This window comes from Pseudocitrobacter faecalis (assembly GCF_965231525.1).
GTDB classification, from domain to species: Bacteria; Pseudomonadota; Gammaproteobacteria; order Enterobacterales; family Enterobacteriaceae; genus Pseudocitrobacter; species Pseudocitrobacter faecalis.
This window is the reverse complement of the sequence record NZ_CBDDNJ010000002.1, coordinates 3,114,055-3,135,064: the sequence shown is the minus strand read 5'-3', so window position 1 is coordinate 3,135,064 and position 21,010 is coordinate 3,114,055. Positions and strand designations below refer to the sequence as shown.

Genomic DNA, 21,010 nt, shown 5'->3' with positions numbered 1-21,010 from the left:
GAAGAAAGGCCAGCCTGACACGCCCCATCGTGAATGAGAGTCATATCAGGCGTCATTAGCCTCCAAACGAGGCGGTTGGGGAAGGTGGAACGCCATCACCTTGCAACCAGTGTGAACCACGGCGCGCTGGCTTTCAAGCGCTTGCGCGGCAGTAAAAAGACTTTGCGCAACAATGCAAAAAAAACGCAAAGTGCTTTAAGAGCAGAAAATTATTTTGAGTTTAAGATTTTAACCAGATGAAAATCTCAGTTCGGTGTAATAACAACAAATGATAATCAATCTCCACTTACATGTAGAAACAATATTTCATTTTAATTTTGTGGTCATTTCACTCCTTTGCAAATAACCTTTATATTAAAATGGTTATCATTAGGTATTACCTCTGATATAAGAGGTGGTATCACAAATTTGATACTTTTTTTTCGTGGTAAAATTCTTACAGATAGCCGCAATTGTCCTGGATGATGTTTGTGTTAGAAGAATGTTTATTATTTAAGTGTTGATTTTTAAAACGTGTTTTTTTTGCGTTTATTTATTAAACCAGGAATATTATCGTATATGTTGGTTTTATCGGTATTGGTATGCTTCAGGCCGGGCAGGGAAGCCATTGACAAGGATTTATGTCAATGGAACTATATATTTACAAAAGGGAGGAGGGTGGCAGTATGTTGTCTGAAGTTAATTTAAAAAAATTAAGCTGTATTACATGCCCTTTAAATTGTGAGATAAAACCTACAACATCAGTGCGTATTGCTTTTTGCCAGAGTTTTTGTTTTAGCACCTGGCCAGAAGGCAGTCGTTATTTTGCTCTGGGTATCACGGAAGGTGTGTTGAAAAAAAGCCATGCGTGGATTTATTCTGGTTGTGTTTTTGTTGATTTTTCAATAAGTTATTTTAGAAGCTATTTAAGCAGACTCTGGCTGGATACGTTGATAGAAACCAAACTTAAAATCATCCTTGTCTGTGACAGGCATCTGCAGGCATTGGCTAACTATTGGTTCAAAAATGACGATAATATTTTTTTGATTTTGTATCCTGGAGAGAAAATCGACGCGGTTGCTGAAAAAATCAAAAGGAAATTTCTCGGGCATCACGCAATGTCCATACGTGGTGAAGTTTTATCCAGGCTAGAATTTAACATCCTGCATGATTTAAGCGCGGGGCAGGATTGTGTCGTAGTAGCTGAGACATTTAATCTGGGGATACGTAGCGTTTATGCCGCAAAGCAACGCGTAGAGAAAAAAATGGGGGCGGATATTAATGATCTTTTCCGTTATTCCTATGCTATGTAAAAGTCTACTGTTCTATTTTGCTATGTTTTAACGATAGTCGTTATAACATTTAACGTTAAGGTCGTAATCTTAAAGCTTTTCTAAAAAGTATTACTTATCATATGCATGACGAATTTACTTTATACGCTTTATTATCGATTGTCGCGGTGATGAATATTTTTATTTTGCTGTTTGTTTTCTAAACTCTATTTTTTCGTTCCGATCGCACAGATCGGAACCCGCTCTTGCTCCTGCTCCTTTCCCCCGGACAAAACTTTGATTCACTCCACACTTCTGCGTCATTGTCGAAAAGTGCAGGTTTTACTTACAAAGTGCCCTTCTTTTTCCCTTTCAGCCTGTCAAAAATGCAGATGAAACAAAATTAAAACATAAATTAAACAAATTGGAACATTCATCTGCGAGGTATCCTATGAACAGTCCTGGCAAGTTTCTTCTTCTTAGGGATAAGGGGAGGGGATTATGACGATGAAGCAACCGGCACGCGAGTGCGATGTTCTGGTGGTCGGCAGCGGGGTAGGCGGCCTCTCGGCTGCGGTGACGGCGGGCCTGAAGGGGCTGGATGTACAGATCATTGAGAAAGAGGCCGTTTTCGGCGGTACGACGGCGTTTTCCGGCGGTGTGCTGTGGATCCCCAACAATCATCTGGCGCAGCAACAGGGCATTGAGGACTCTATCGATGCGGCGCGTACCTATTTGCGTAGCGAAGCGGGCGAAAGCTATCGCCCGGAGCTGGTGGAAGCTTTCCTGCAACAGGCCCCGCAGATGCTGCGCGTTTTTGAAGAGAAAACCCGTTTTTGCTGCAACCTCTATCATTATCCCGATTACCACCCGGATGCACCGGGCGGCGTGATGCGCGGGCGCTCGGTGGTACCGGAAGCGTTCGATATTCGCCAGTTGGGCGATGACATGAAACGTCTGCGTAAACCGTTACGCACTATCACGTTTATGGGAATGATGTTTAGCTCGTCGAATAACGATCTCAAACACTTCTTTAATGCTACCCGGTCACTGAAATCTTTCGCCTACGTGGTGAAGCGGCTGAGCCGTCATCTGCTGGAAATTGCCCGCTATGGGCGCGGGATCACCGCTAACGGCGGGAATGCGGTGGTCGCAAGGCTGGCGTGCTCGGCGCGTGATCTTGGCGTGCCGATTCATACCAGGATGGCCGTCAAAGAGCTGATTGTGGAAAACGGCGTGGTACGCGGTGTGGTGGCTGAGCGCGACGGCGAGCGCGTGTCTTTGTATGCGAATCGCGGCGTGGTGCTGGCTTCCGGTGGTTTTGCCCGCGATGATGCGCGGTTGAAGAACTTATATCCGCATGTTAAACGCGGCGGCATTCAGCTTTCACCGACGCCACCGGGCGCGGACACCGGCGACGGTATTGCGATGGCCGAACGCATTGGCGCGCGTTTTGATAACAGTTATCCGAACGGTGCGGCGTGGATCCCGGCATCGAAAGTGCAGATTGGTCGCCAGCAATTTGTCTTCCCGCATCTGGTCGATCGCTATAAGCCAGGTTTTATCATGGTCAATCGCCATGGCGTGCGCTTTTGTAATGAAGCGGACTCCTATCATGACGTCGGTATCGCCATGATTGAAACCTGCCGCGACGATAACGAAACCTTCGCGTGGCAAATCTGTGACCACAAAGCCTTGCGTAAATATGGCATGGGATTCGCCAAGCCTGCGCCATTGCCCGTTTCGCTGTATACCCGCAACGGTTATCTGCTGAAAGGCAAAACGCTGACGGCGCTGGCAGAGAAAATGGGCGTGCCCGTTGCTGCGTTAAATCATACGGTTACGGCTTTTAACGCCGATGCACGGCGTGGGAAAGATACTCAGTTTGGGCGCGGTGAGTCAGCGTATAACCGCTATCTTGGCGATGCCAACCATCAGCCAAATCCTTGTGTCGCGCCCATTGAACAAGGGCCCTTTTACGCCGTGAAGCTGTTTATGGGCGATCTCGGTACTTTCCACGGTTTGAAAACCGATAGTGAAGCGCGCGTGCTCGACTTACAGGGCTTGCCCATTCCCGGCCTGTACGCCGCCGGAAATGAGATGGCAAGCATCATGGGCGGCAGTTATCCGGGCGCGGGGATCACCATCGGCCCTGCCGCGACCTTCGGTTATATCGCCGCCAACTCCCTTGCCGCACGCGGTGAAACCTCTGCGCTGCTTCAGCGTGAAGCATCCTGAATTCGGAGATGATGATGTCTACACTTTTTACCCCCCTTACCGTGGGGCCGTTAACGCTGACCAACCGTATTGTCGTCCCGCCGATGTCGCAATATTCCGCCGCCCACGATGGTATCGCTACGCCGTGGCACGCCCAGCACATTGGCGGTCTGGCGATTTCCGGTGCCGGGCTTGTGATTTGTGAAGCGAACGGCGTCACGCCTGACGGGCGCATTACGCCGCACTGCCTCGGCTTGTGGCATGACGAACAGGCGCAGGCATTGAAAAAGCTGCTGGCGGATATTCGCACCTACAGCGCCACGCCGATTGGTGTGCAGCTTAACCATGCGGGACGCAAGGCGGGCACCAATCCGCCGTGGCGCAATCAGGGCACTTCACTGGCTGACGAAGAGGGCGGCTGGCCGACGGTCGCACCCTCCGCTATTCCCTATAAACCCGGTTGGCGGGTGCCGGAAGAACTCGACGAAGCAGGCATGACGCGCATTATCGACGGTTTTGTCGCGGCGGCGTCACGTGCTTTAGCGGCGGGCGTCGATTTTATTGAGCTGCACGCCGCCAACGGTTATCTATTGAATCAGTTCCTGTCGCCGCTCAGCAACCAACGCAAAGATGAGTACGGCGGCAGCCCGGAAAATCGAATGCGTTTTCCGCTGCGCGTTGCAAAAGCGCTGCGTGATGCGTGGCCTAAAACGCACCTCTTGGGTGTGCGTTTCAACGGCGGCGAATTTGCCGAAGGCGGTTTAGGGCTGGAAGAGGTGGTGCAGTTTGCCCGCGAACTTCATACGTTGGGCTATGATTATCTTCACGTTTCTGGCGGCTACAATATCTACAACCAAACTCCGCCGGCTGATAAGCCTGGCTATATGGTGCCGTTTGCGGCAGCGGTCAAAGAGGCATTGCCGGACGCGGTGGTAATCACCGTTGGGCTGATTTATGAAGCGCAGCAGGCGGAAGAGATCTTGCAGGAGGGAAGGGCGGATCTGGTCGCGATTGGGCGCGGGATGCTCGACGACCCGAACTGGCCGATCCATGCCGCGATTGCGTTGGGCGAAACGCCGCCGTGGCCGAAACCGTATGACCGCTTTGGGCCGCTTGGCTGGCCGACGCACCAGACTCAGGAGGCCAAATGAATACGATGCCGATTGTCGATCACCGCATTTACACCATTCGCCTGCGTAAGATGAACGAGTTCATCGAGGTGTTTGATTCGCTGGCGATGCCGATTTTGCTGGAAACGCTGGGGCATCCGCTGGGTTTTTACACAAGCTTTGTGGGGCCGCAGAACCAGTTTGTTCACCTGTGGGGGTACGAAAGCCTGGCGGAGTATGAACGCCGGAGTCAGTTGCGCGATTCCCATCCAGGATTTGCCGCCTATTTAAAGGCGTCGGAACCCTTTATTGTGGCGCAGGAGACGCGGTTAATTCGGGCGACGATGGAGGGTGCGCGCTGATGCCCTCACCCCGGCCCTCTCCCACAGGGAGAGGGAGAAAACCGGCGCAGCACTCAACACCGTGCACAATCGGTCCCCTCTCCCTTGAGGGAGAGGGTGAGGGGGGAATGTGCGCACCGATGCCCTCACCCCGGCCCTCTCCCACAGGGAGAGGGAGAAAACCGGCGCAGCACTTAACACCGTGCACAATCGTCCCCCACTCCCTTGAGGGAGAGGGTTAGGGTGAGGGGGGAGTGTGCGCACCGATGCCCTCACCCCGGCCCTCTCCCACAGGGCGAGGGAGAAAACCGGCACAGAACTCAGCACCGCGCACAATCAATCCCCTCTCCCTTGAGGGAGAGGGTTAGGGTGAGGGGGAAATGTGCGCGCTGATGCCCTCACCCCGACCCTCTCCCATAGGGAGAGGGAGAAAACCGGCGCAGCACTCAACACCGTGCACAATCGGTCCCCTCTCCCTTGAGGGAGAGGGTGAGGGGGGAATGTGCGCACCGATGCCCTCACCCCGGCCCTCTCCCACAGGGAGAGGAAGAAAACCGGCGCAGCACTCAACACCGTGCACAATCGGTCCCCTCTCCCTTGAGGGAGAGGGTGAGGGGGGAATGTGCGCACCGATGCCCTCACCCCGGCCCTCTCCCACAGGGAGAGGGAGAAAACCGGCGCGGGACTCGACACCGTGCACAATCGGTCCCCTCTCCCTTGAGGGAGAGGGTTAGGGTGAGGGGGAAATGTGCGCACCGATGCCCTCACCCCGGCCCTCTCCCACAGGGAGAGGGAGAAAACCAGCGCAGGACTCAACACCGTGCACAATCGGTCCCCTCTCCCTTGAGGGAGAGGGTGAGGGCGAGGGGGAAATGTGCGCACCGATGCCCTCACCCCGGCCCTCTCCCACAGGGAGAGGGAGAAAACCAGCGCAGGACTCAGCACCGTGCACAATCGATCCCCTCTCCCTTGAGGGAGAGGGTTAGGGTGAGGGGGAAAATGCTCGCACCGATGTCCCTCATGATTTCCATCCAATGGAGGCACCATGAACCTGACCAACAGCATTCCGGTCTTTAAGCTCTACGGCGAAAGCCTGCACTGGCCGACGCCGGATTTGCTGCATTGTGAATCCATTCACAGCCGCAGTAGCCTCTATGACTGGTGTATCCGCGTGCATCAGCATACGGATCTTATCCAGCTTCTTTACGTCCACAAAGGGCAGGGCGAGATTGAAATCGAAGGCGTGACGCACGCCTTCGATGACGCCTGTATCCAGATAATCCCTGCGCTTTGCGTGCACGGTTTTCGTTTTTCTCCCGGAACCGAAGGGTTTTCCCTCTCGCTTGCCGCGCCGTTGGTGGCGCAGTTCGAGCAGCAGTTTGGCCGCCCGCTACAGGTGTTAAATCAGGCCACCTGCGTCCCGGTTGGCGACTCGCGGGAGAAAATTCAGTCACTTTTCGAGACCCTCCAGCAGGAGTATCAGTCCGATAACGACGCGCGCGATATGATGATTCATTCGCTACTCAGTGCCCTGATGGTCTGGCTGAACCGCCAGGCCGCACCGCAGCCGAGCGCCAGCGATAAAGTTGAGCGCAAACGTGCCGCCATTCGTCGCTTTAATCAACTGGTTGAAAATCATTATCGCGAACACTTACCCGTGGCGCACTATGCCAGTGAGATTGGCATGTCCGGTGTTCATCTCAATACCTTGTGTCGGGAATTTCACGGTTGCAGCGCCCTGAGCGTGTTACATCAGCGTCTGCTGCTGGAGGCGAAACGTAGCCTGCTGTACACCAGCATGACGGTCAGTCAGATTTCGGATTATCTCGGCTTCAGCGATGCGACCTACTTTTCACGCTTTTTCCGCCGTGCAACGGGAGCGTCTCCACGCGGATTTCGTGAGAAACCGACCGCGGGCTGTGAGACGCCTGCCCACGCATAACCGCGAGCAGGACCTGGTTTATTTTCCGCTAAACCCGGGTCGCGGCAGTTTTCCCATCAACATGGTGGGCAGGCCGCCATCGACGCCCAGTTCCGCGCCGTTGATATACCCGGATTTGTCGCTCAGCAGGAACAGTACCGCGTGAGCGATATCTTCCGGCTTGCCGATGCGCTGGCTGGCGGTGAAGGCTTCGCGGCTCTCGCGCACGCCGGGTTGCGCATAATAGTCTGCGGTCAGTGCGGTTTCGATCATCCCTGGCGCGACCACATTACTGCGTATTCCGTCGCTACCCCATTCCACCGCAATCTGTTGTGATAACAGGCCCACCGCCGCTTTGCCCGGGCTGTACGCGCCGCTCCACGGCTGCGGAATGCGCCCCGAAATGGAGCCGATGTGCACAATACTGCCGCTACCCGCCTTGCGCATATCATGGGCAAACTCGCGCGCGCATAGCAGATAACCGGTCAGGTTCACCGCCAGTTGAGCTTGCCATTGCTCAACACTAATCTCCGCAAGCCCCGCCGGGCGCAAAATCCCGGCGGCGTTCACCAGCCCGCAGCACGGCCCCAGTTTTTCTCGTACGCTCAACGCCGCCTCTTTGATTTGTGCTTCGCTGCTGACGTCGCAGGCCACCACTAAACGCCGCCCCGGATAGGTCGCCAGTCGTTGTTTTACCTCTTCGCAGCCTTCGGGATTACGGTCGAGCAGGGCGACATTTGCTCCCTGTTGCGCCAGCGCCGTGGCGATGGCCTCGCCAATGCCGCTTGCCGCGCCACTTACCGCAAAGATGCGCCCGGCAAGGCCCAGCCAGTCGCGAGAATGATGTGATTCGCTCATAGGGTTACTCCCTTTTTATGGTGATGAATGCAGGTGTCAGACGTCTGTTAATTGTTTGATGCACACGGAAAAAAGGGAATGGACGAAAAGAAAGCTGACTGACACTTTTCGATGCGAAAACGCTTTTTGCGAACCCGCGCATGGTTGAGTTCATAAAACTGTTAGTGTATTTTTATTCACTAAAATCGCATAATTAACAAAATTAACTCTTTAGGGGATGAATCATGTTGAAGAAAATGGCACTGGCAGGATGTTTACTGGCGGCGTTGGCAGCGCAGACTGTCGCGGCGGCGCAAACCTATGTGGTGGGCTCTGGCGGAACTTATCGTCCATTTGAGTTTGAAAACAGCCAAAAGCAGCTGGAAGGCTTTGATATCGACATCATCAAAGCGATCGCCAAAGCAGAAGGTTTCGACATTAAGCTGGTGAACACGCCGTGGGAAGGCATTTTCGCCACCCTGAACTCCGGCGATCGTGACATCATTATTTCCGGTATTACTATCACCGACAAACGTCAGCAAATGGTGGATTTCTCTGCGCCTTATTTCCCGGCCGATCAGTCCATTGTGGTGGCGAAAGACTCTGCGGTGAATTCCCTCAGTGCGTTAAAAGGCCAGAAAGTCGGCGTGGTGAACTCCAGCACCGGCGATATCGTGGTTTCGGATGTATTGGGTAAAAACAGCACCGATATCAAACGTTTTGATAATACGCCGCTGATGCTGCAGGAACTGTATGAAGATGGCCTCGGTGCGGCGGTAGGCGATGTGGGGGTCGTGAAGTACTACATCAAAAATCATCCGGAAAAAGCGTTTAAACTGGTGCAGGATGCCAAATTCCAGCGTCAATATTTTGGTATTGCGGTCGCCAAAGGAAACGATGAACTGCTGGGCAAAATCAACGCTGGCCTGAAGAAAATCGTCGCAAACGGTACCTACGCCAAAATTTACACCCAGTGGTTTGATGCCGATGTGCCTGTCTTACCTGCGCAATAACAACGCGGATACTTATTTTAAAAACGGACAGGATGTGTCATGACCGGATTTCGTTGGGAAATCATCCAGGAGTATGCGCCGCTCTTTGTTGAAGGCGCGTGGATGACCATTAAGTGCACCATTATCTGCGTGATTTTGGGCACTTTGTGGGGGTTATTACTGGGCCTCGGGCGGATGGCGAAAGCCGAGCATGGCCCGTGGCGCGTTATTCTGCGCTATTTTGTGCAGTTGCCGGTGCGCGTTTACGTCAGCGCATTTCGCGGTACGCCGCTGTTTGTGCAGATTATGGTCGTGCACTTCGCGCTGGTACCGTTGCTCATCAACCCGCGCGATGGTGTGCTGGTGACGAGCGGCATCATGTCGGTCGATTTCGCCCGTATGCTGCGCTCAGACTACGGCGCGTTTCTATCGTGTATTGTGGCGATTACCCTCAATGCCGGGGCGTATGTCTCTGAAATCTTCCGCGCAGGCATTCAGTCTATCGACCGCGGGCAGATGGAAGCCTCACGCGCGCTGGGCATGACGTGGGGCAAAACCATGCGCAAGGTCATCCTGCCGCAGGCGTTTAAACGCATTCTGCCGCCTCTCGGGAATAACGCGATTGCTATTGTGAAAGATTCTTCGCTGGCTTCGGCGATTGGTCTGGCCGATCTCGCCTACGCGGCGCGGACGGTTTCTGGCGCGTATGCCACCTATTGGGAACCGTATCTGGCTATCTCGATTATCTACTGGGTGCTGACGTTTATCTTGTCGCTGCTGGTTCAGCATATGGAAAAGAGGTTGAGCAAAAGTGATTCACATTGAAAATCTGCAAAAACGTTTTGGTGCGACTCATGTGCTGCGCGGGATCTCCTGCGAGATTAAGCCTCAGGAAGTGGTGTGCGTTATCGGCCCCTCCGGCTCCGGGAAAAGCACCTTTTTGCGTTGCCTGAATGCGCTGGAAACGCCCGATGACGGTAAAGTCTCGGTGAATGGTTTTGATATTCATGAGCCGAAAACCAACCTCAACAAAATGCGCGAAAGCGTTGGCATGGTGTTTCAGCGCTTTAATCTTTTCCCGCATATGACGGTGCTGGAAAACCTGATCATGGCACCCGTGTCGGTGAAAGGGCTGTCGCGCTCTGAAGCGATTAGCCGTGCGGAAGTGCTGCTGCGAAAAGTCGGGCTGCTCGACAAAATCGACGCCTGGCCCGCCAGCCTTTCTGGCGGTCAGCAGCAGCGCGTAGCCATTGCCCGCTCTATGGCCATGGATCCTTCTATCATTCTTTTTGATGAACCGACCTCCGCACTGGATCCTGAACTGGTGGGCGAAGTGCTGGACGTGATGAAAAATCTCGCGCAGGAAGGGATGACGATGGTGATCGTGACTCATGAAATGGGCTTTGCGCGGGAAGTAGCCGATCGCGTGCTGTTTATCGATCAGGGCATTATTCAGGAAGAGGGTACGCCGGAGCAGATCTTTACTGCGCCGCAAAACCCACGCACGGCGGCATTTCTGAGTAAAGTGTTGTGAGTTTCGCCCGGCCTCTGCCGGGCGTTATTTCAGTGCAGACCAAACTCCGCCATTAACTGTTGGCGCAGTTCCACAAATGCGCCGTCGCTGCGTTCACGCGGGCGGGGCAGATTCACATCGATAATCCTGATGGCGTTGCCTTTCTCTTTCGGCAAAATCAGCACCCGATCCGCCAGATAAATCGCTTCTTCCAGGTCGTGCGTCACCAGCACCATGGTGATATTTTCCGTGGCGCGGATGCGTTCCAGCTCTTCCTGCATGGTGATTTTTGTCATCGCGTCCAGCGCACCGAGTGGTTCATCCAGCAGCAGAATTTCCGGGTCGATCGCCAGCGCACGGGCGATGCCGACGCGCTGCGCCATGCCGCCGGAAAGCTGGCCGGGCAGGGCATTTTCATACTGGCTTAAACCGACCAGCTCAATGGATTGTTTCGCGCGAAGGCGCGCCTGCGTTTTTGACTTTCCCTGCACGTCCAGGCTGAAGCTGACGTTATCGAGCACCGATAGCCAGGGCAGCAGGCGAGGCTCCTGGAAAATGACCGCGCGCTCGCGGCTCATTCCCTGCACTGCGCGACCGTCGATGACTACCTCTCCGGCATCGGGCTGCTCCAGCCCGGCAAGAATACGCAGCAGAGTGGTTTTCCCGCAGCCGCTGGGCCCGACGATAGCGATGCTCTGCCCGCTCTCAATATGCAGATTCAAATCGCGAAACACATCAAACGGCTGACCGTCGAGAGAGAACGCTTTATGCAGGCGGCGGATAGCGATATCGCCGCGCGGTAAATCCGTATGTGGCATCGTCATGGCGGTCTCCTCAGACTTTTAACAGTATATCGCTGGTTTTCAGCTGATCTTTTTGCAACACGCCGCCGCGTTGCAGAACATCCAGCCAGAACTGCACGTCGTGATCTTCCGCCAGCCCGCCTTTACGCACGCCATAGCCGGTGAAGTATTTCGCCAGCTCCGGGTTTTCGCCGCGTTCTTTTAGTTTCTGTGCCAGAATTTCGCGCGTTTTTTCCGGGTTCTCGCGGGCGAAATCGAGCGCGCGTGCGGATTGCAGCACAAAGTCACGTGCCGCCTGCGGGTGCGCTTTTACGAAATCCGCGCGCAGAACGGTAAATCCACCGGCGATAGGGCCAAGCACCTCCGTGTCATTCAGAATCGGACGCAGGCCGCCGTGGCTGCGGGCCACGCCTTCAAAGGTGGTCTGCCAGTAGCCAAACGCGGCAACATCCACCTGGCCGGAACGCAGCGTTTGCTCAAGCTGCGGGCCCGGCACCGCCACCAGGCGTGCGGCTTTTTCCGGCAGCCCGGCCTTATGCAGCGCCTCGCGAACCGTGTAATCGAGATGTGCACCTAACGTATTGATAGCGATACTTTTCCCTGCCAAATCTTTCACTGATTTAATCGGGCTGTCTTCCCGAACATAGAAAATCGATTTGGTGGTGTTATCAATGCCGTTGGTTGGATAGGCCGCGACAAACTGATTGCCTCCGGCGATGGAGTTGATCACCGCAGGCGTGGCCGCAGAACCGATATCGATGCTGCCAGAAGCCAGCGCAAACAGCGACTCTGGCCCGCCGCTGGCGTAACCGGCACTTTTAAAGGTAATCCCCGTCCCTTTGAAATACCCTAACGCATCCGCCAGTTCATGGGCCGCAATGCCACCGTGGCTGGTCATATAGCGCATCGTGACTTCATCCTGCGCCTGTGCTGCGGAGGAAGCACCAAAAAGCATCAGCGTGGTCGCCCAAAAAAGCGGAAGAATTTTTTTCATGATCTGTTCCTGTCTGCGATGAGTGTTTTCTTATAGTGGGTGGTGCAAAACGTTATTGGTCACGCGGATTCCAGCGACACAGGCGGCGTTGCAGGAACACCAGAATGCTGTTGGCGAGCAGTCCGGCCAGCGCCAGCAGGAAGATGGCGGCAAACATCAGCGGGATCTGGAAATTGTACTGTGCGTTCATCACCTGGAAGCCAATTCCGCGATTTGCGCCAATCATCTCGGCGGCAATCAGCAGCAGCAGGGCGGTGGTGGCGGATAAACGCAGGCCGACGAAAATGCCCGGAATTGAGGCCGGAACGATCACCCGGCGGAACAGCGTCAGTTCGCCTGCGCCGAAGGTGCGTGCCATCTCCAGCAACTTGCTATCGACCTGCTTCACGCCGCTAATGGTTGATAACAGCACCGGGAAGAGGGCGGCCCAGAAGATGACGAACACTTTCGACGTTTCGCCAAGGCCGAACAGCAGAATAAAGACCGGGTAGAGCGCCAGCGCGGAGGTCTGACGGAAAAGTTGCAGAATCGGATCCAGTGCGCGTTCAATCGGGCGAATTTGCCCCATAAACAGGCCCAGTGGAATACCGATAATCACTGCTGAGAAGAACGCCAGCCCGGCGCGTTGCAGGCTGATTGTGATATCGCCCAACAGCGCGCCAGAATGGACACCGTTCCACAATGCCAGCACCACTTTATCGAGCGGTGGGATCACTGCCGGATTCAGCCAGCCGACGCTGCTGGCGACTTGCCAACCTGCGAAGAAAAGCATCAACAGGCCGTAGCGGGCGAAGAAATTCAGGCTGCGCGTTGACCAAAGCGCCGCGGTTTTCGCCGCCTTACGTGGGCGGGAGACGGTGGCCCCGGTGGAAGGATATAACATGCTCATGATTCACTCCTCAGGCGACTTTGGCGCGGTGCTGGGCGGCATGCCGATTCTCGGCAAACGGCAGCCCGAGGTTTTCGCGCAGCGTCGTCCCTTCGTACGCGGTGCGGAACAGCCCGCGCTGTTGCAGGATGGGCAGCACCAGTTCAATAAAGTCATCCAGCCCCCCTGGCAGCCACGGCGGCAGAATATTAAACCCGTCGGCGGCTTCGTTCTCGAACCATTCCTGGAGCGTATCCGCCACCTGTTCAGCGCTGCCGACGAGGGTAAAGTGACCGCGGGCGGTGGCGACCCACTGATAGAGCTCACGAATGGTGAAGTTGTTTTCATCGGCGATCTGGCGGATCAGCTCCGGGCGCGATTTCATCCCTTCCGTTACCGGCAGCGGCGGCAGCGGCCCATCGAGATCGTAGTCCGCCAGATTGATCGCTCCCCCGGCCAGTCCGTTCAACAAGGCGATACCGTCAGACTCGACAATCAGTGAGGTAATCTTGCGGTACTTTTCCTGCGCGTCTTCTTCTGTACGCCCGACAAACGGCGCGACGCCTGGCATGATCAACACATGGTCAGGATTACGGCCTGCCGCTCTGGCGCGTGCTTTGATATCGCGGTAGAACGCCTGAGCGGTGTGCAGATGCTGATGGGAAGTAAAAATCACTTCTGCGGTGGCGGCGGCCAGCGCGCGTCCGCTCTCGGATTGCCCGGCCTGGACAATTACCGGTTGCCCCTGCGGTGAGCGCGGCACGTTCAGCGGGCCTTTCACTTTGAAGAATTTTCCCCGGTGATGCGTGGCGTGTACCTTCTGCGCATCAAAGAAAACGCCGGAGGCTTTATCGCGGATGAATGCGTCGTCTTCGAAGCTGTCCCACAGTTTTTTCACCACCTCAACATGCTCTGCCGCGCGCTGGTAGCGATATTCATGGGGATGCTGCGTATCAAGATTAAAGTTGTGCGCGGCGGCATCGGTCGCGGTCGTCACCACGTTCCAGCCCACTCGGCCGCCGGAAATGAGATCCAGCGAGGCGAATTTGCGCGCCAGGTTGTAGGGTTCTTCATAAGTGGTGGAGGCGGTGGCGATAAAACCGATATTTTTGGTCAACGGGGCGAGGGCGCTGAATAAGGTGACGGGTTCAAAACCAGCCACTTTGGCGCTGCCGCCTTCGGTTCCGCCAGCGGCGGGAGCTGCCAGGCCATCCGCCAGAAAATAGGCGTCAAACAAGCCGCGCTCAGCCGTTTGTGCGAGCTGTTTATGAAATTCAAAGCTGGTTGCGCCATCTGCCGGCTGGTCCGGATGACGCCACGCCGCGATGTGTTGTCCACCGCCGGGCAGAAAAGCGCCGAGCTTTATCTGTTTAGTCATGTGCCTTACCTCCTGATGGGATACGGGATGTTCCGCCTGGAGGCCAGAATAGCGAGGGAGTTCCGCTAATTTGAAATAACAAATGTTGAATAGATTATCTGTTTTTTGATTATAGTTTGATGACGACAAGAGAATGCAGGCTGATATGAGCGAGTTTTGTATTAATTGTTAAGCTAAATTAGCAATAACTTTGCCTGTCATCGAGAGTACGACTAAGTAGGTAGGTTATTATTTAGTTTTACCAATAGTTCGCCTCTTTTTAATTTGCGATAACATATAATCTGTGTTGCAGATGAGGATAAAATAACGCAGAAGAGCAATAATGGCTGGGTTTTACTGGATATGCCCGACATTTATAATTAAAATAATCGTGACAATCATAATTGCAGGATCTTCAATTCGCAACGAAATGAAGCGGGTGTATCATTGGGTAAAAGAGAGAAAAATAGAATCGAATCATGGATATATCCCTGCAATTATCAATAAAGTTTATTAACGAACTCATTAAAGTTGTCTCTCCAGAGTTAGTGAAACACATGGAGCGAACGGCTATCGTCGCAATGGAGCTTTGCGAGTATCTTGGGCTGAGTAAAGAGCAGCAGAAGAATCTCTACATTGCTGCATTACTCCATGATATCGGCGAGCTTATCGATATCCGTAGCCGCGAACACGGCGATTTTCATTCTAACAATGAATTACATCAGCGTTATTCTTATAACATGCTGAATGGCCTTGAGATTTTTGACAAGACAAAAGCAATTCTCTACACCCGTCGTCCCGGGTATGAAGACAACTATCGGCTGGAAAAAGCTATTCTCTCTTTCTGCGATCGGTTTGAATACGATTTACGCCTGTACCCGGAAAACCTTGCGACCTGTAGTGAAGATATCTGCAACGGATTTGCTCAGCGTTACGCTGATTTTCCCGTTGAGTTTTATGATTTTCTGAAGGTTATCAGTCAGAGAGAATATTTTTGGTTTCGTTTGCAAACCGATAATATTCCTCGGGTTGTGAAGGTTATCTCTCCTATTAAAGTTATTCACCTGGATATCGATGACTTCCAGCAAATTTGTACGCTGATTGCCCGTATTGTTGACACTCACAGCGGGTTTACCGCTGCCCACAGCATGACTGTCGGGCTGGTGGCCCGCGAACTGGCTTATTACAGCGGAATGACCAGCCACGATCAGCAGCGAATTGAAATAGCCGGTTATCTTCACGACATCGGCAAACTGTATGTTCCTATCAGGCTGCTGGAGAAAAAAAGCGCGTTGTCGAGGAAAGAGTACAGCATGCTGAAAGAGCACAGTTATAAGACCGCAGAAATACTTAGCGTTGTGGCGGAATTAGGCGATATTGCTGCATGGGCGGCGAACCATCATGAACGTCTTGATGGTTCAGGATATCCTTATCATCTGAACCGTATTTATCTCGATATCCCCAGTCGTATTGTGGCGGTGGCAGACTTCTTCACCGCATTAACAGAAGTACGTCCATATCGTGGCCCACTGAGCATTCAGGATGCGCTGGACATTATGGATAAAGCCGTAGAGGACGGCTCAATTGACGGTGAAATCGTTGCGTTGCTGCATCAGCACAAAGACGCCTTTTACAGCATCGTAAACCAGGCTCGCGAAGGTGGCCGGGCGCTGGTGCGGGATGTGGCGTCTATTCCTTAGTGTTTCGGCTGCGATCGGCATAGATAACCAACCCAATCCCCGACAAGGTCACAGCGATAGAGATCAGCATACGGGCGGTGAGCGCTTCGCCCAGAAACACCATTCCACCTAACGCCGCCAGACAAGGAACGCTGAGTTGTAGCGTGCTTGCCGTCGCGGGGCTGAGCATTGGCAGCAGAGAATACCATAGCAAATAGGCAGCGCCTGACGCCAGTGCCCCCGAGGTGACCGCCAGCATCAATCCGCTCGCATCCATATGGGTTTGCATTCCGCTCAGCAGAAACACGACCAGCGCAATCGGCACGGCCAGTATAAAATTTCCGGCGGTGGCGGCGGCGGCATTTTGTACCCGTTTCCCGGTGATGCAGTACAACCCCCAGGCGATGCCGGATACGATCATCGTCAACGCCGCGGTGAGCGGGGGATGCGCTGCGCCAGGCAGCAGTAATAGCACCGGCGGCGACGATACCGACGGCTTTCAGCGGCGTCAGGCGCTCGCCGCGCATGAAACCCCACCCGGCCATCACCAGTTGTACCGTGCCGAATAACAGCAGTGCCCCCATTGCCGCGCCCATTGAGACATAAGCAATTGAAAATGCGAAAACATAGAGCGCGAGCAGGCAGGCATTCAGCCAGTTAAATTCCGGTTTCTTTTTAAGGGCGGGAAGCTGCAGCAGAAGGAAAAGTGCAATCGCGCCGCTGAGCAGGCGCACGCTGCTGAAAGAGACGGCGTCCATATGCAGGCCCTTTAACGCCAGACGGCAGAGCAGGGAATTTGCCGCGAACGCGACCATCGCCAGAATAATTTTCAGCAGCACCGATATTCCCCCTCTGTGTAAGCGCTCCATTCTACAGGCTCTGCTTCGTGCGTCATCCCTTTCATTAACCGGCTAATTATGCTTGATTGCTAATTTTTAATGAGTATAGTTCTCGTTCTCTTTATCGTTTGTGGTGAGTTCTGACGCCCTTCATCGGACGTACAGGCAGATAAATAAGCATCGCCGCAAACGTCATCTTCAGCGTCTTTCACGAGCGAATTATGCACAACACACAGGGTTTCACTTCTCTATTACGCAAAACGCTGCTGGCGTTAGCGATAGGCAGCGTAGCGCACTCCGCCAGCGCGGCAACCACCACCGACACTCCGGCTAAAAAAGCGCAGGAAGAGACGATGGTGGTTCAGGCCGTTGAGGGCAGCGATTTTAAAACGGGTGGCGATCAACCGGTTCCGGCCTATCTCGACGGACAAATCGCCCACGGTGGGCGTCTGGGGATGCTGGGCGAGCAGAAAGCGATGGATGTGCCGTTTAACGTCATTGGCTACACCTCAAAGCTGATGGCCGATCAACAGGCGAAAACCATCGCCGATGTGGTCAGCAATGATGCGGGCGTGCAGACGGTGCAGGGTTACGGTAACTTTGCTGAGACCTACCGTATTCGCGGCTTTAAGCTTGATGGCGATGACATGACCATGGGCGGCCTGGCCGGCGTGGTGCCACGTCAGGTCATGGATACCCAGATGCTGGAGCGCGTGGAAGTCTTCAAAGGCGCAAATGCCTTGCTGAATGGCGCGGCGAGCAGCGGTGTCGGTGGGATGATCAACCTTGAGCCTAAACGTGCCGAAGACACGCCAATTACTCGCGTGGGCGTGGACTACACCTCTGACTCGCAGGTAGGCGGTTCGCTGGATCTGGGGCGTCGCTTTGGGGATAACAACCAGTTTGGCGCACGCGTGAACGTGCTGCATCGCGAAGGGGAAGGGGCGGTCGATAACGATAAACGTCGCACCACGCTGGCTTCGGTGGGGCTGGACTATCGCGGCGACCGTTTCCGTTCATCGCTTGATTTCGGCTACCAGAAGAAAACCTTCCACGGCGGCACGATGGGCGTCAACATTAGCGGCGTCGATTTCGTTCCTTCCGTTCCGGATACCACCAAAAACTACAGCCAGAAATGGGGCTACAGCGATATCGAAAACGAATTCGGTATGGCGAAAGCTGAGTACGATCTGACCGATAACTGGACGACCTACGCGGCCTGGGGTATGCAGCATGGTCATGAGCTGGGAACCTACAGCGCGCCGAAGCTGGTCAATGCCAATGGTGATGCGACGGTTGGTCGTCTGGACACTAATCGTCTGATTGATACCTACAGTGGAATGGGCGGCGTGCGCGGCAACTTCGAGACCGGGCCGGTCAGTCATCAGGTGAATATTGGCTATGCCGCACAGGTTCGCAAAGACGCGACGGCGTGGCGCATGTCCTCCAATAACCCGACTACAAACATCTATGATAATCATGATGTCACGATGCCGGATAATGCATGGTTTGGTGGAAATTATACTGACCCGCTGACCACCTCGCGCAGCCGCGTTCAGGGTTGGCTGTTCAGCGATACGCTGGGCTTCTTTGACGACAGCGTGCTGCTGACGGCGGCAACGCGCTACCAGAAAGTGGTGGTACGCAACTACAGCAATGCCACAGGTAATGAAGACCTTTCTGGTCGCTACACGGAAAGCCGCTGGACGCCGACCGTGGGCCTGGTCTACAAACCGTGGGAAGAAGTCTCGTTCTACGCTAACCATACCGAAGCCTTGCAACCGGGCTCCAACGCACCGAGTACCGCCGCCAACGCCGGGCAAAGCACCGGTATCGCACATTCCAAACAGAATGAGCTGGGCGTGAAGGTGGATTACGGCAACGTCGGCGGCTCGCTGGCGCTGTTTGAAATCAAAAAACCGAACGCTATTTCCGATGCGCAGAATTATTACAAAATGGACGGCGAGCAGCGCAACCGTGGCGTTGAGTTAAATGTCTTTGGCGAACCGATGCTGGGCCTGCGCCTGAACGGCAGCACCCAGTGGTTGAACGCGGAACAGCGTAAAACCGCCAATGGCGTAACCGACGGCAAAGATGCTGTGGGCGTGGCGAACTTCTATATGGTGCTGGGCGCTGAGTACGATATCAAACCGGTGGAGGGCTTAACCGCCACCGCACGCGTCAATCATACAGGCTCTCAATATGCCGATGCGGCAAACACCAAGAAACTGGATAGCTATACCACCCTCGACCTCGGGATGCGTTATCGCATGCGCCTGAACGCCGATCAGAACGAAATGGTCTGGCGTGTCGGTGTGACCAACGTGACCAACGAGAAGTACTGGTCTGGTGTGGATGATACCGGCGTTTACCTGTTCCAGGGTGAACCACGAACGCTGAAAGTGTCGATGTCGTACGACTTCTAATCAGATTGCTGACAACGTGCGCTTTGTTCTTGCCGGATGTGGCGTAGACGCCTTATCCGGCCTACAAGATGTTGCGATTTCAATCTATTGCAGGCACCCTGTAGGCCTGATAAGCGTAGCGCATCAGGCAATTTTGCGTTTGTCATCAGTCTCCTGATGTCGCTATTTTCTGCTTCTACGCCCCGGTAAGCCTGGCTTATCGGGGCGTTTCATTAATTACCGCTCTGAATGTATTGCCTTGCGACATCGGCATTGAAGTGTTAAAAGATGCGCCTTCATAAAAAAGCTACAGGGGTTTGACGTGAAAGACACGTCCTCAGCATCCGGGAGTATTCAGGATGCTTCGTCGGAACAGGTTCCGACGCTGCAACGCGGCTTACAAAACCGACATATTCAATTGATTGCCCTCGGTGGCGCGATTGGCACCGGTCTGTTTCTCGGCATTGGCCCGGCGATTCAGATGGCGGGCCCGGCGGTACTGCTGGGCTATGGCGTTGCCGGGATTATCGCATTTCTGATCATGCGCCAGCTTGGTGAAATGGTTGTGGAAGAGCCGGTATCTGGATCATTTGCTCACTTCGCCTACAAGTACTGGGGGCCGTTTGCGGGCTTCCTCTCCGGCTGGAACTACTGGGTGATGTTCGTACTGGTTGGCATGGCGGAACTCACCGCCGCGGGCATCTATATGCAGTACTGGCTACCGGATGTGCCCACCTGGATCTGGGCGGCGGGCTTCTTTGTGCTGATTAACGCCGTCAACCTCGTGAACGTCCGCTTATATGGCGAAACGGAGTTCTGGTTTGCGCTAATTAAGGTGCTGGCCATCATCGGTATGATCGGTTTCGGTCTGTGGATGTTGTTCACCGATCACGGCGGCGATCGCGCCAGCATTGATAATCTGTGGCGCTACAACGGTTTCTTCGCCACCGGCTGGAATGGGCTGATTACCTCGCTGGCAGTGATTATGTTCTCCTTCGGCGGGCTGGAGTTGATTGGTATTACCGCCGCAGAAGCGCGTAACCCGGAAACCACCATTCCAAAAGCGGTTAATCAGGTGGTGTACCGTATTCTGCTGTTTTATATCGGTTCGCTGGTGGTTCTGCTGGCGCTTTACCCATGGGTAGAGATCAAGTCCGACAGCAGCCCGTTCGTGATGATTTTCCATAATCTGGACAGCAACATCGTGGCATCGGCGCTGAACTTCGTGATTCTGGTAGCTTCACTTTCGGTGTACAACAGCGGCGTATACTCCAACAGCCGTATGCTGTTTGGTCTTTCCGTGCAGGGCAACGCGCCGAAATTCCTCACCAAAGTCAGCCGTCGCGGCGTACCGGTGAATTCACTGCTGCTTTCCGGGGCGATCACCTCGCTGGTGGTGCTGGTGAACTATCTGTTGCCAAAAGAGGCCTTCGGCCTGCTGATGGCGCTGGTTGTCGCCACGCTGCTGCTCAACTGGGTGATGATCTGCATGGCGCACCTGAAGTTCCGCGCAGCGATGCGTCGTAAAGGCCGTGAGCCGAAGTTTAAAGCGCTGCTGTCGCCTGCAAGCAACTATATCTGCATCGCCTTCCTGCTGATGATCCTCGGTCTGATGTGCACCATGGATGGCATGCGCCTGTCGGCAATTCTGCTGCCGGTGTGGGTGGTGTTCCTGTTTATTGCGTTTAAGACGTTGCGGCGTAAAGGGTAAATTCCCGCCTTTGGCATTATAAAAAAAATCGGATAGGGGCTAAGCCCTGTCCGGTTTTTTTATTTCCTATCCACGATCTAAACGTATTCTGAATCTTACTGATTTCCTTCCTTCATCACGTTCCCTCCCCTTTTCCGGATTTAAATTACGCATCCTTTAAATACGCAGGGATGT

General features: G+C 54.2%; 19 protein-coding genes and 1 riboswitch. Of the genes, 13 read left to right on the top strand and 6 right to left on the bottom strand.

All coding sequences use genetic code 11. The annotated features are described in order from the left end of the window. Window positions 1-39: 39 nt before the first annotated feature. A riboswitch (Fluoride riboswitch) is annotated at window positions 40-109 on the bottom strand. The 6 genes from ACOXYR_RS15560 to ACOXYR_RS15535 all read left to right on the top strand — a co-directional run bounded on the left by ACOXYR_RS15560 (window position 85) and on the right by ACOXYR_RS15535 (window position 6,859). After that, window positions 85-240: a hypothetical protein gene (locus tag ACOXYR_RS15560; protein WP_158529130.1), complete on the top strand. Its 156-nt coding sequence runs from the start codon at window positions 85-87 to the stop codon at window positions 238-240. Its footprint overlaps the riboswitch before it by 25 nt. A 425-nt stretch (window positions 241-665) precedes the next feature. Next, window positions 666-1,292: a helix-turn-helix transcriptional regulator gene (locus ACOXYR_RS15555; RefSeq protein ID WP_421356528.1), complete on the top strand. Its 627-nt coding sequence runs from the start codon at window positions 666-668 to the stop codon at window positions 1,290-1,292. Between the two features lie 459 nt (window positions 1,293-1,751). Next, on the top strand, window positions 1,752-3,488 hold the full coding sequence (locus ACOXYR_RS15550; RefSeq protein ID WP_421356529.1) for an FAD-dependent oxidoreductase: 1,737 nt from the start codon (window positions 1,752-1,754) through the stop codon (window positions 3,486-3,488). Between the two features lie 14 nt (window positions 3,489-3,502). Continuing rightward, entirely contained in the window at window positions 3,503-4,618 is a 1,116-nt protein-coding gene (locus ACOXYR_RS15545; protein ID WP_421356530.1) for an NADH:flavin oxidoreductase/NADH oxidase, read from the top strand. Further along, window positions 4,615-4,938, top strand: coding sequence for an NIPSNAP family protein (locus tag ACOXYR_RS15540; RefSeq protein WP_108474004.1), 324 nt, complete (start codon window positions 4,615-4,617; stop codon window positions 4,936-4,938). Before ACOXYR_RS15545 ends, ACOXYR_RS15540 begins: the two co-directional genes overlap by 4 nt. 1,024 nt (window positions 4,939-5,962) lie before the next feature. Further along, window positions 5,963-6,859, top strand: a complete 897-nt coding sequence (locus ACOXYR_RS15535) for a helix-turn-helix domain-containing protein (RefSeq protein WP_421356705.1) — start codon at window positions 5,963-5,965, stop codon at window positions 6,857-6,859. Window positions 6,860-6,877: 18 nt separating this feature from the next. On the opposite strand, the gene ACOXYR_RS15530 is transcribed toward ACOXYR_RS15535, so the two are convergent. Further along, the gene (locus ACOXYR_RS15530) at window positions 6,878-7,696 is read right to left on the bottom strand and encodes an SDR family NAD(P)-dependent oxidoreductase (RefSeq protein WP_421356704.1); all 819 of its coding nucleotides are present in this window, start codon (window positions 7,694-7,696) and stop codon (window positions 6,878-6,880) included. A 224-nt stretch (window positions 7,697-7,920) separates the two neighbouring features. On the opposite strand from ACOXYR_RS15530, the gene ACOXYR_RS15525 reads away from it, so the two are divergent. From ACOXYR_RS15525 to ACOXYR_RS15515, 3 genes are read left to right on the top strand one after another with little or no spacing between them, the layout of a single operon-like run. Beyond that, window positions 7,921-8,688: a basic amino acid ABC transporter substrate-binding protein gene (locus ACOXYR_RS15525; RefSeq protein WP_421356703.1), complete on the top strand. Its 768-nt coding sequence runs from the start codon at window positions 7,921-7,923 to the stop codon at window positions 8,686-8,688. Window positions 8,689-8,727: 39 nt separating this feature from the next. After that, window positions 8,728-9,492, top strand: coding sequence for an amino acid ABC transporter permease (locus tag ACOXYR_RS15520; RefSeq protein ID WP_108474000.1), 765 nt, complete (start codon window positions 8,728-8,730; stop codon window positions 9,490-9,492). Continuing rightward, window positions 9,479-10,201: an amino acid ABC transporter ATP-binding protein gene (locus ACOXYR_RS15515; RefSeq protein ID WP_108473999.1), complete on the top strand. Its 723-nt coding sequence runs from the start codon at window positions 9,479-9,481 to the stop codon at window positions 10,199-10,201. The genes ACOXYR_RS15520 and ACOXYR_RS15515 overlap by 14 nt, the downstream gene beginning before the upstream one ends. A gap of 29 nt (window positions 10,202-10,230) precedes the next feature. Here ACOXYR_RS15515 and ACOXYR_RS15510 read toward each other — a convergent pair whose 3' ends face one another. The 4 genes from ACOXYR_RS15510 to ACOXYR_RS15495 are packed head-to-tail and all read right to left on the bottom strand — an operon-like array spanning window position 10,231 to window position 14,223. Next, entirely contained in the window at window positions 10,231-11,004 is a 774-nt protein-coding gene (locus ACOXYR_RS15510; RefSeq protein WP_421356702.1) for an ABC transporter ATP-binding protein, read from the bottom strand. Between the two features lie 10 nt (window positions 11,005-11,014). Next, window positions 11,015-11,977, bottom strand: coding sequence for an ABC transporter substrate-binding protein (locus ACOXYR_RS15505; protein ID WP_015965457.1), 963 nt, complete (start codon window positions 11,975-11,977; stop codon window positions 11,015-11,017). A gap of 52 nt (window positions 11,978-12,029) precedes the next feature. Next, entirely contained in the window at window positions 12,030-12,866 is an 837-nt protein-coding gene (locus ACOXYR_RS15500) for an ABC transporter permease (protein ID WP_108473997.1), read from the bottom strand. A gap of 10 nt (window positions 12,867-12,876) precedes the next feature. After that, complete coding sequence (locus ACOXYR_RS15495; RefSeq protein WP_113857560.1) at window positions 12,877-14,223, bottom strand: LLM class flavin-dependent oxidoreductase; 1,347 nt, start codon at window positions 14,221-14,223, stop codon at window positions 12,877-12,879. Between the two features lie 458 nt (window positions 14,224-14,681). On the opposite strand from ACOXYR_RS15495, the gene ACOXYR_RS15490 reads away from it, so the two are divergent. Next, complete coding sequence (locus ACOXYR_RS15490; protein ID WP_229837671.1) at window positions 14,682-15,902, top strand: HD domain-containing phosphohydrolase; 1,221 nt, start codon at window positions 14,682-14,684, stop codon at window positions 15,900-15,902. Here ACOXYR_RS15490 and ACOXYR_RS15485 read toward each other — a convergent pair. After that, a complete protein-coding gene (locus tag ACOXYR_RS15485) occupies window positions 15,892-16,302 on the bottom strand; it encodes an EamA family transporter (protein ID WP_421356701.1) in 411 nt (136 codons plus the stop codon). The genes ACOXYR_RS15490 and ACOXYR_RS15485 overlap by 11 nt on opposite strands. Here ACOXYR_RS15485 and ACOXYR_RS15480 point away from each other — a divergent pair. From ACOXYR_RS15480 to pheP, 3 genes are all read left to right on the top strand, one after another. Further along, window positions 16,286-16,450, top strand: a complete 165-nt coding sequence (locus tag ACOXYR_RS15480) for a hypothetical protein (protein ID WP_421356700.1) — start codon at window positions 16,286-16,288, stop codon at window positions 16,448-16,450. The genes ACOXYR_RS15485 and ACOXYR_RS15480 overlap by 17 nt on opposite strands. Window positions 16,451-16,941: 491 nt before the next feature. Next, window positions 16,942-19,146, top strand: coding sequence for a TonB-dependent receptor (locus ACOXYR_RS15475; RefSeq protein ID WP_421356699.1), 2,205 nt, complete (start codon window positions 16,942-16,944; stop codon window positions 19,144-19,146). Between the two features lie 301 nt (window positions 19,147-19,447). Further along, complete coding sequence (gene pheP, locus ACOXYR_RS15470; RefSeq protein WP_113857556.1) at window positions 19,448-20,836, top strand: phenylalanine transporter; 1,389 nt, start codon at window positions 19,448-19,450, stop codon at window positions 20,834-20,836. Window positions 20,837-21,010: the final 174 nt, after the last annotated feature.

Bases quoted from the DNA above. Each gene is read 5' to 3' on its own strand.
- ACOXYR_RS15555 (WP_421356528.1), top strand. From the start codon at position 666: ATGTTGTCTGAAGTTAATTTAAAAAAATTAAGCTGTATTACATGCCCT.
- ACOXYR_RS15550 (WP_421356529.1), top strand. From the start codon at position 1,752: ATGACGATGAAGCAACCGGCACGCGAGTGCGATGTTCTGGTGGTCGGC.
- ACOXYR_RS15545 (WP_421356530.1), top strand. From the start codon at position 3,503: ATGTCTACACTTTTTACCCCCCTTACCGTGGGGCCGTTAACGCTGACC.
- ACOXYR_RS15540 (WP_108474004.1), top strand. From the start codon at position 4,615: ATGAATACGATGCCGATTGTCGATCACCGCATTTACACCATTCGCCTG.
- ACOXYR_RS15535 (WP_421356705.1), top strand. From the start codon at position 5,963: ATGAACCTGACCAACAGCATTCCGGTCTTTAAGCTCTACGGCGAAAGC.
- ACOXYR_RS15530 (WP_421356704.1), bottom strand. From the start codon at position 7,696: ATGAGCGAATCACATCATTCTCGCGACTGGCTGGGCCTTGCCGGGCGC.
- ACOXYR_RS15525 (WP_421356703.1), top strand. From the start codon at position 7,921: ATGTTGAAGAAAATGGCACTGGCAGGATGTTTACTGGCGGCGTTGGCA.
- ACOXYR_RS15520 (WP_108474000.1), top strand. From the start codon at position 8,728: ATGACCGGATTTCGTTGGGAAATCATCCAGGAGTATGCGCCGCTCTTT.
- ACOXYR_RS15510 (WP_421356702.1), bottom strand. From the start codon at position 11,004: ATGACGATGCCACATACGGATTTACCGCGCGGCGATATCGCTATCCGC.
- ACOXYR_RS15505 (WP_015965457.1), bottom strand. From the start codon at position 11,977: ATGAAAAAAATTCTTCCGCTTTTTTGGGCGACCACGCTGATGCTTTTT.
- ACOXYR_RS15500 (WP_108473997.1), bottom strand. From the start codon at position 12,866: ATGAGCATGTTATATCCTTCCACCGGGGCCACCGTCTCCCGCCCACGT.
- ACOXYR_RS15495 (WP_113857560.1), bottom strand. From the start codon at position 14,223: ATGACTAAACAGATAAAGCTCGGCGCTTTTCTGCCCGGCGGTGGACAA.
- ACOXYR_RS15490 (WP_229837671.1), top strand. From the start codon at position 14,682: ATGGATATATCCCTGCAATTATCAATAAAGTTTATTAACGAACTCATT.
- ACOXYR_RS15480 (WP_421356700.1), top strand. From the start codon at position 16,286: ATGCCGGATACGATCATCGTCAACGCCGCGGTGAGCGGGGGATGCGCT.
- ACOXYR_RS15485 (WP_421356701.1), bottom strand. From the start codon at position 16,302: ATGATCGTATCCGGCATCGCCTGGGGGTTGTACTGCATCACCGGGAAA.
- ACOXYR_RS15475 (WP_421356699.1), top strand. From the start codon at position 16,942: ATGCACAACACACAGGGTTTCACTTCTCTATTACGCAAAACGCTGCTG.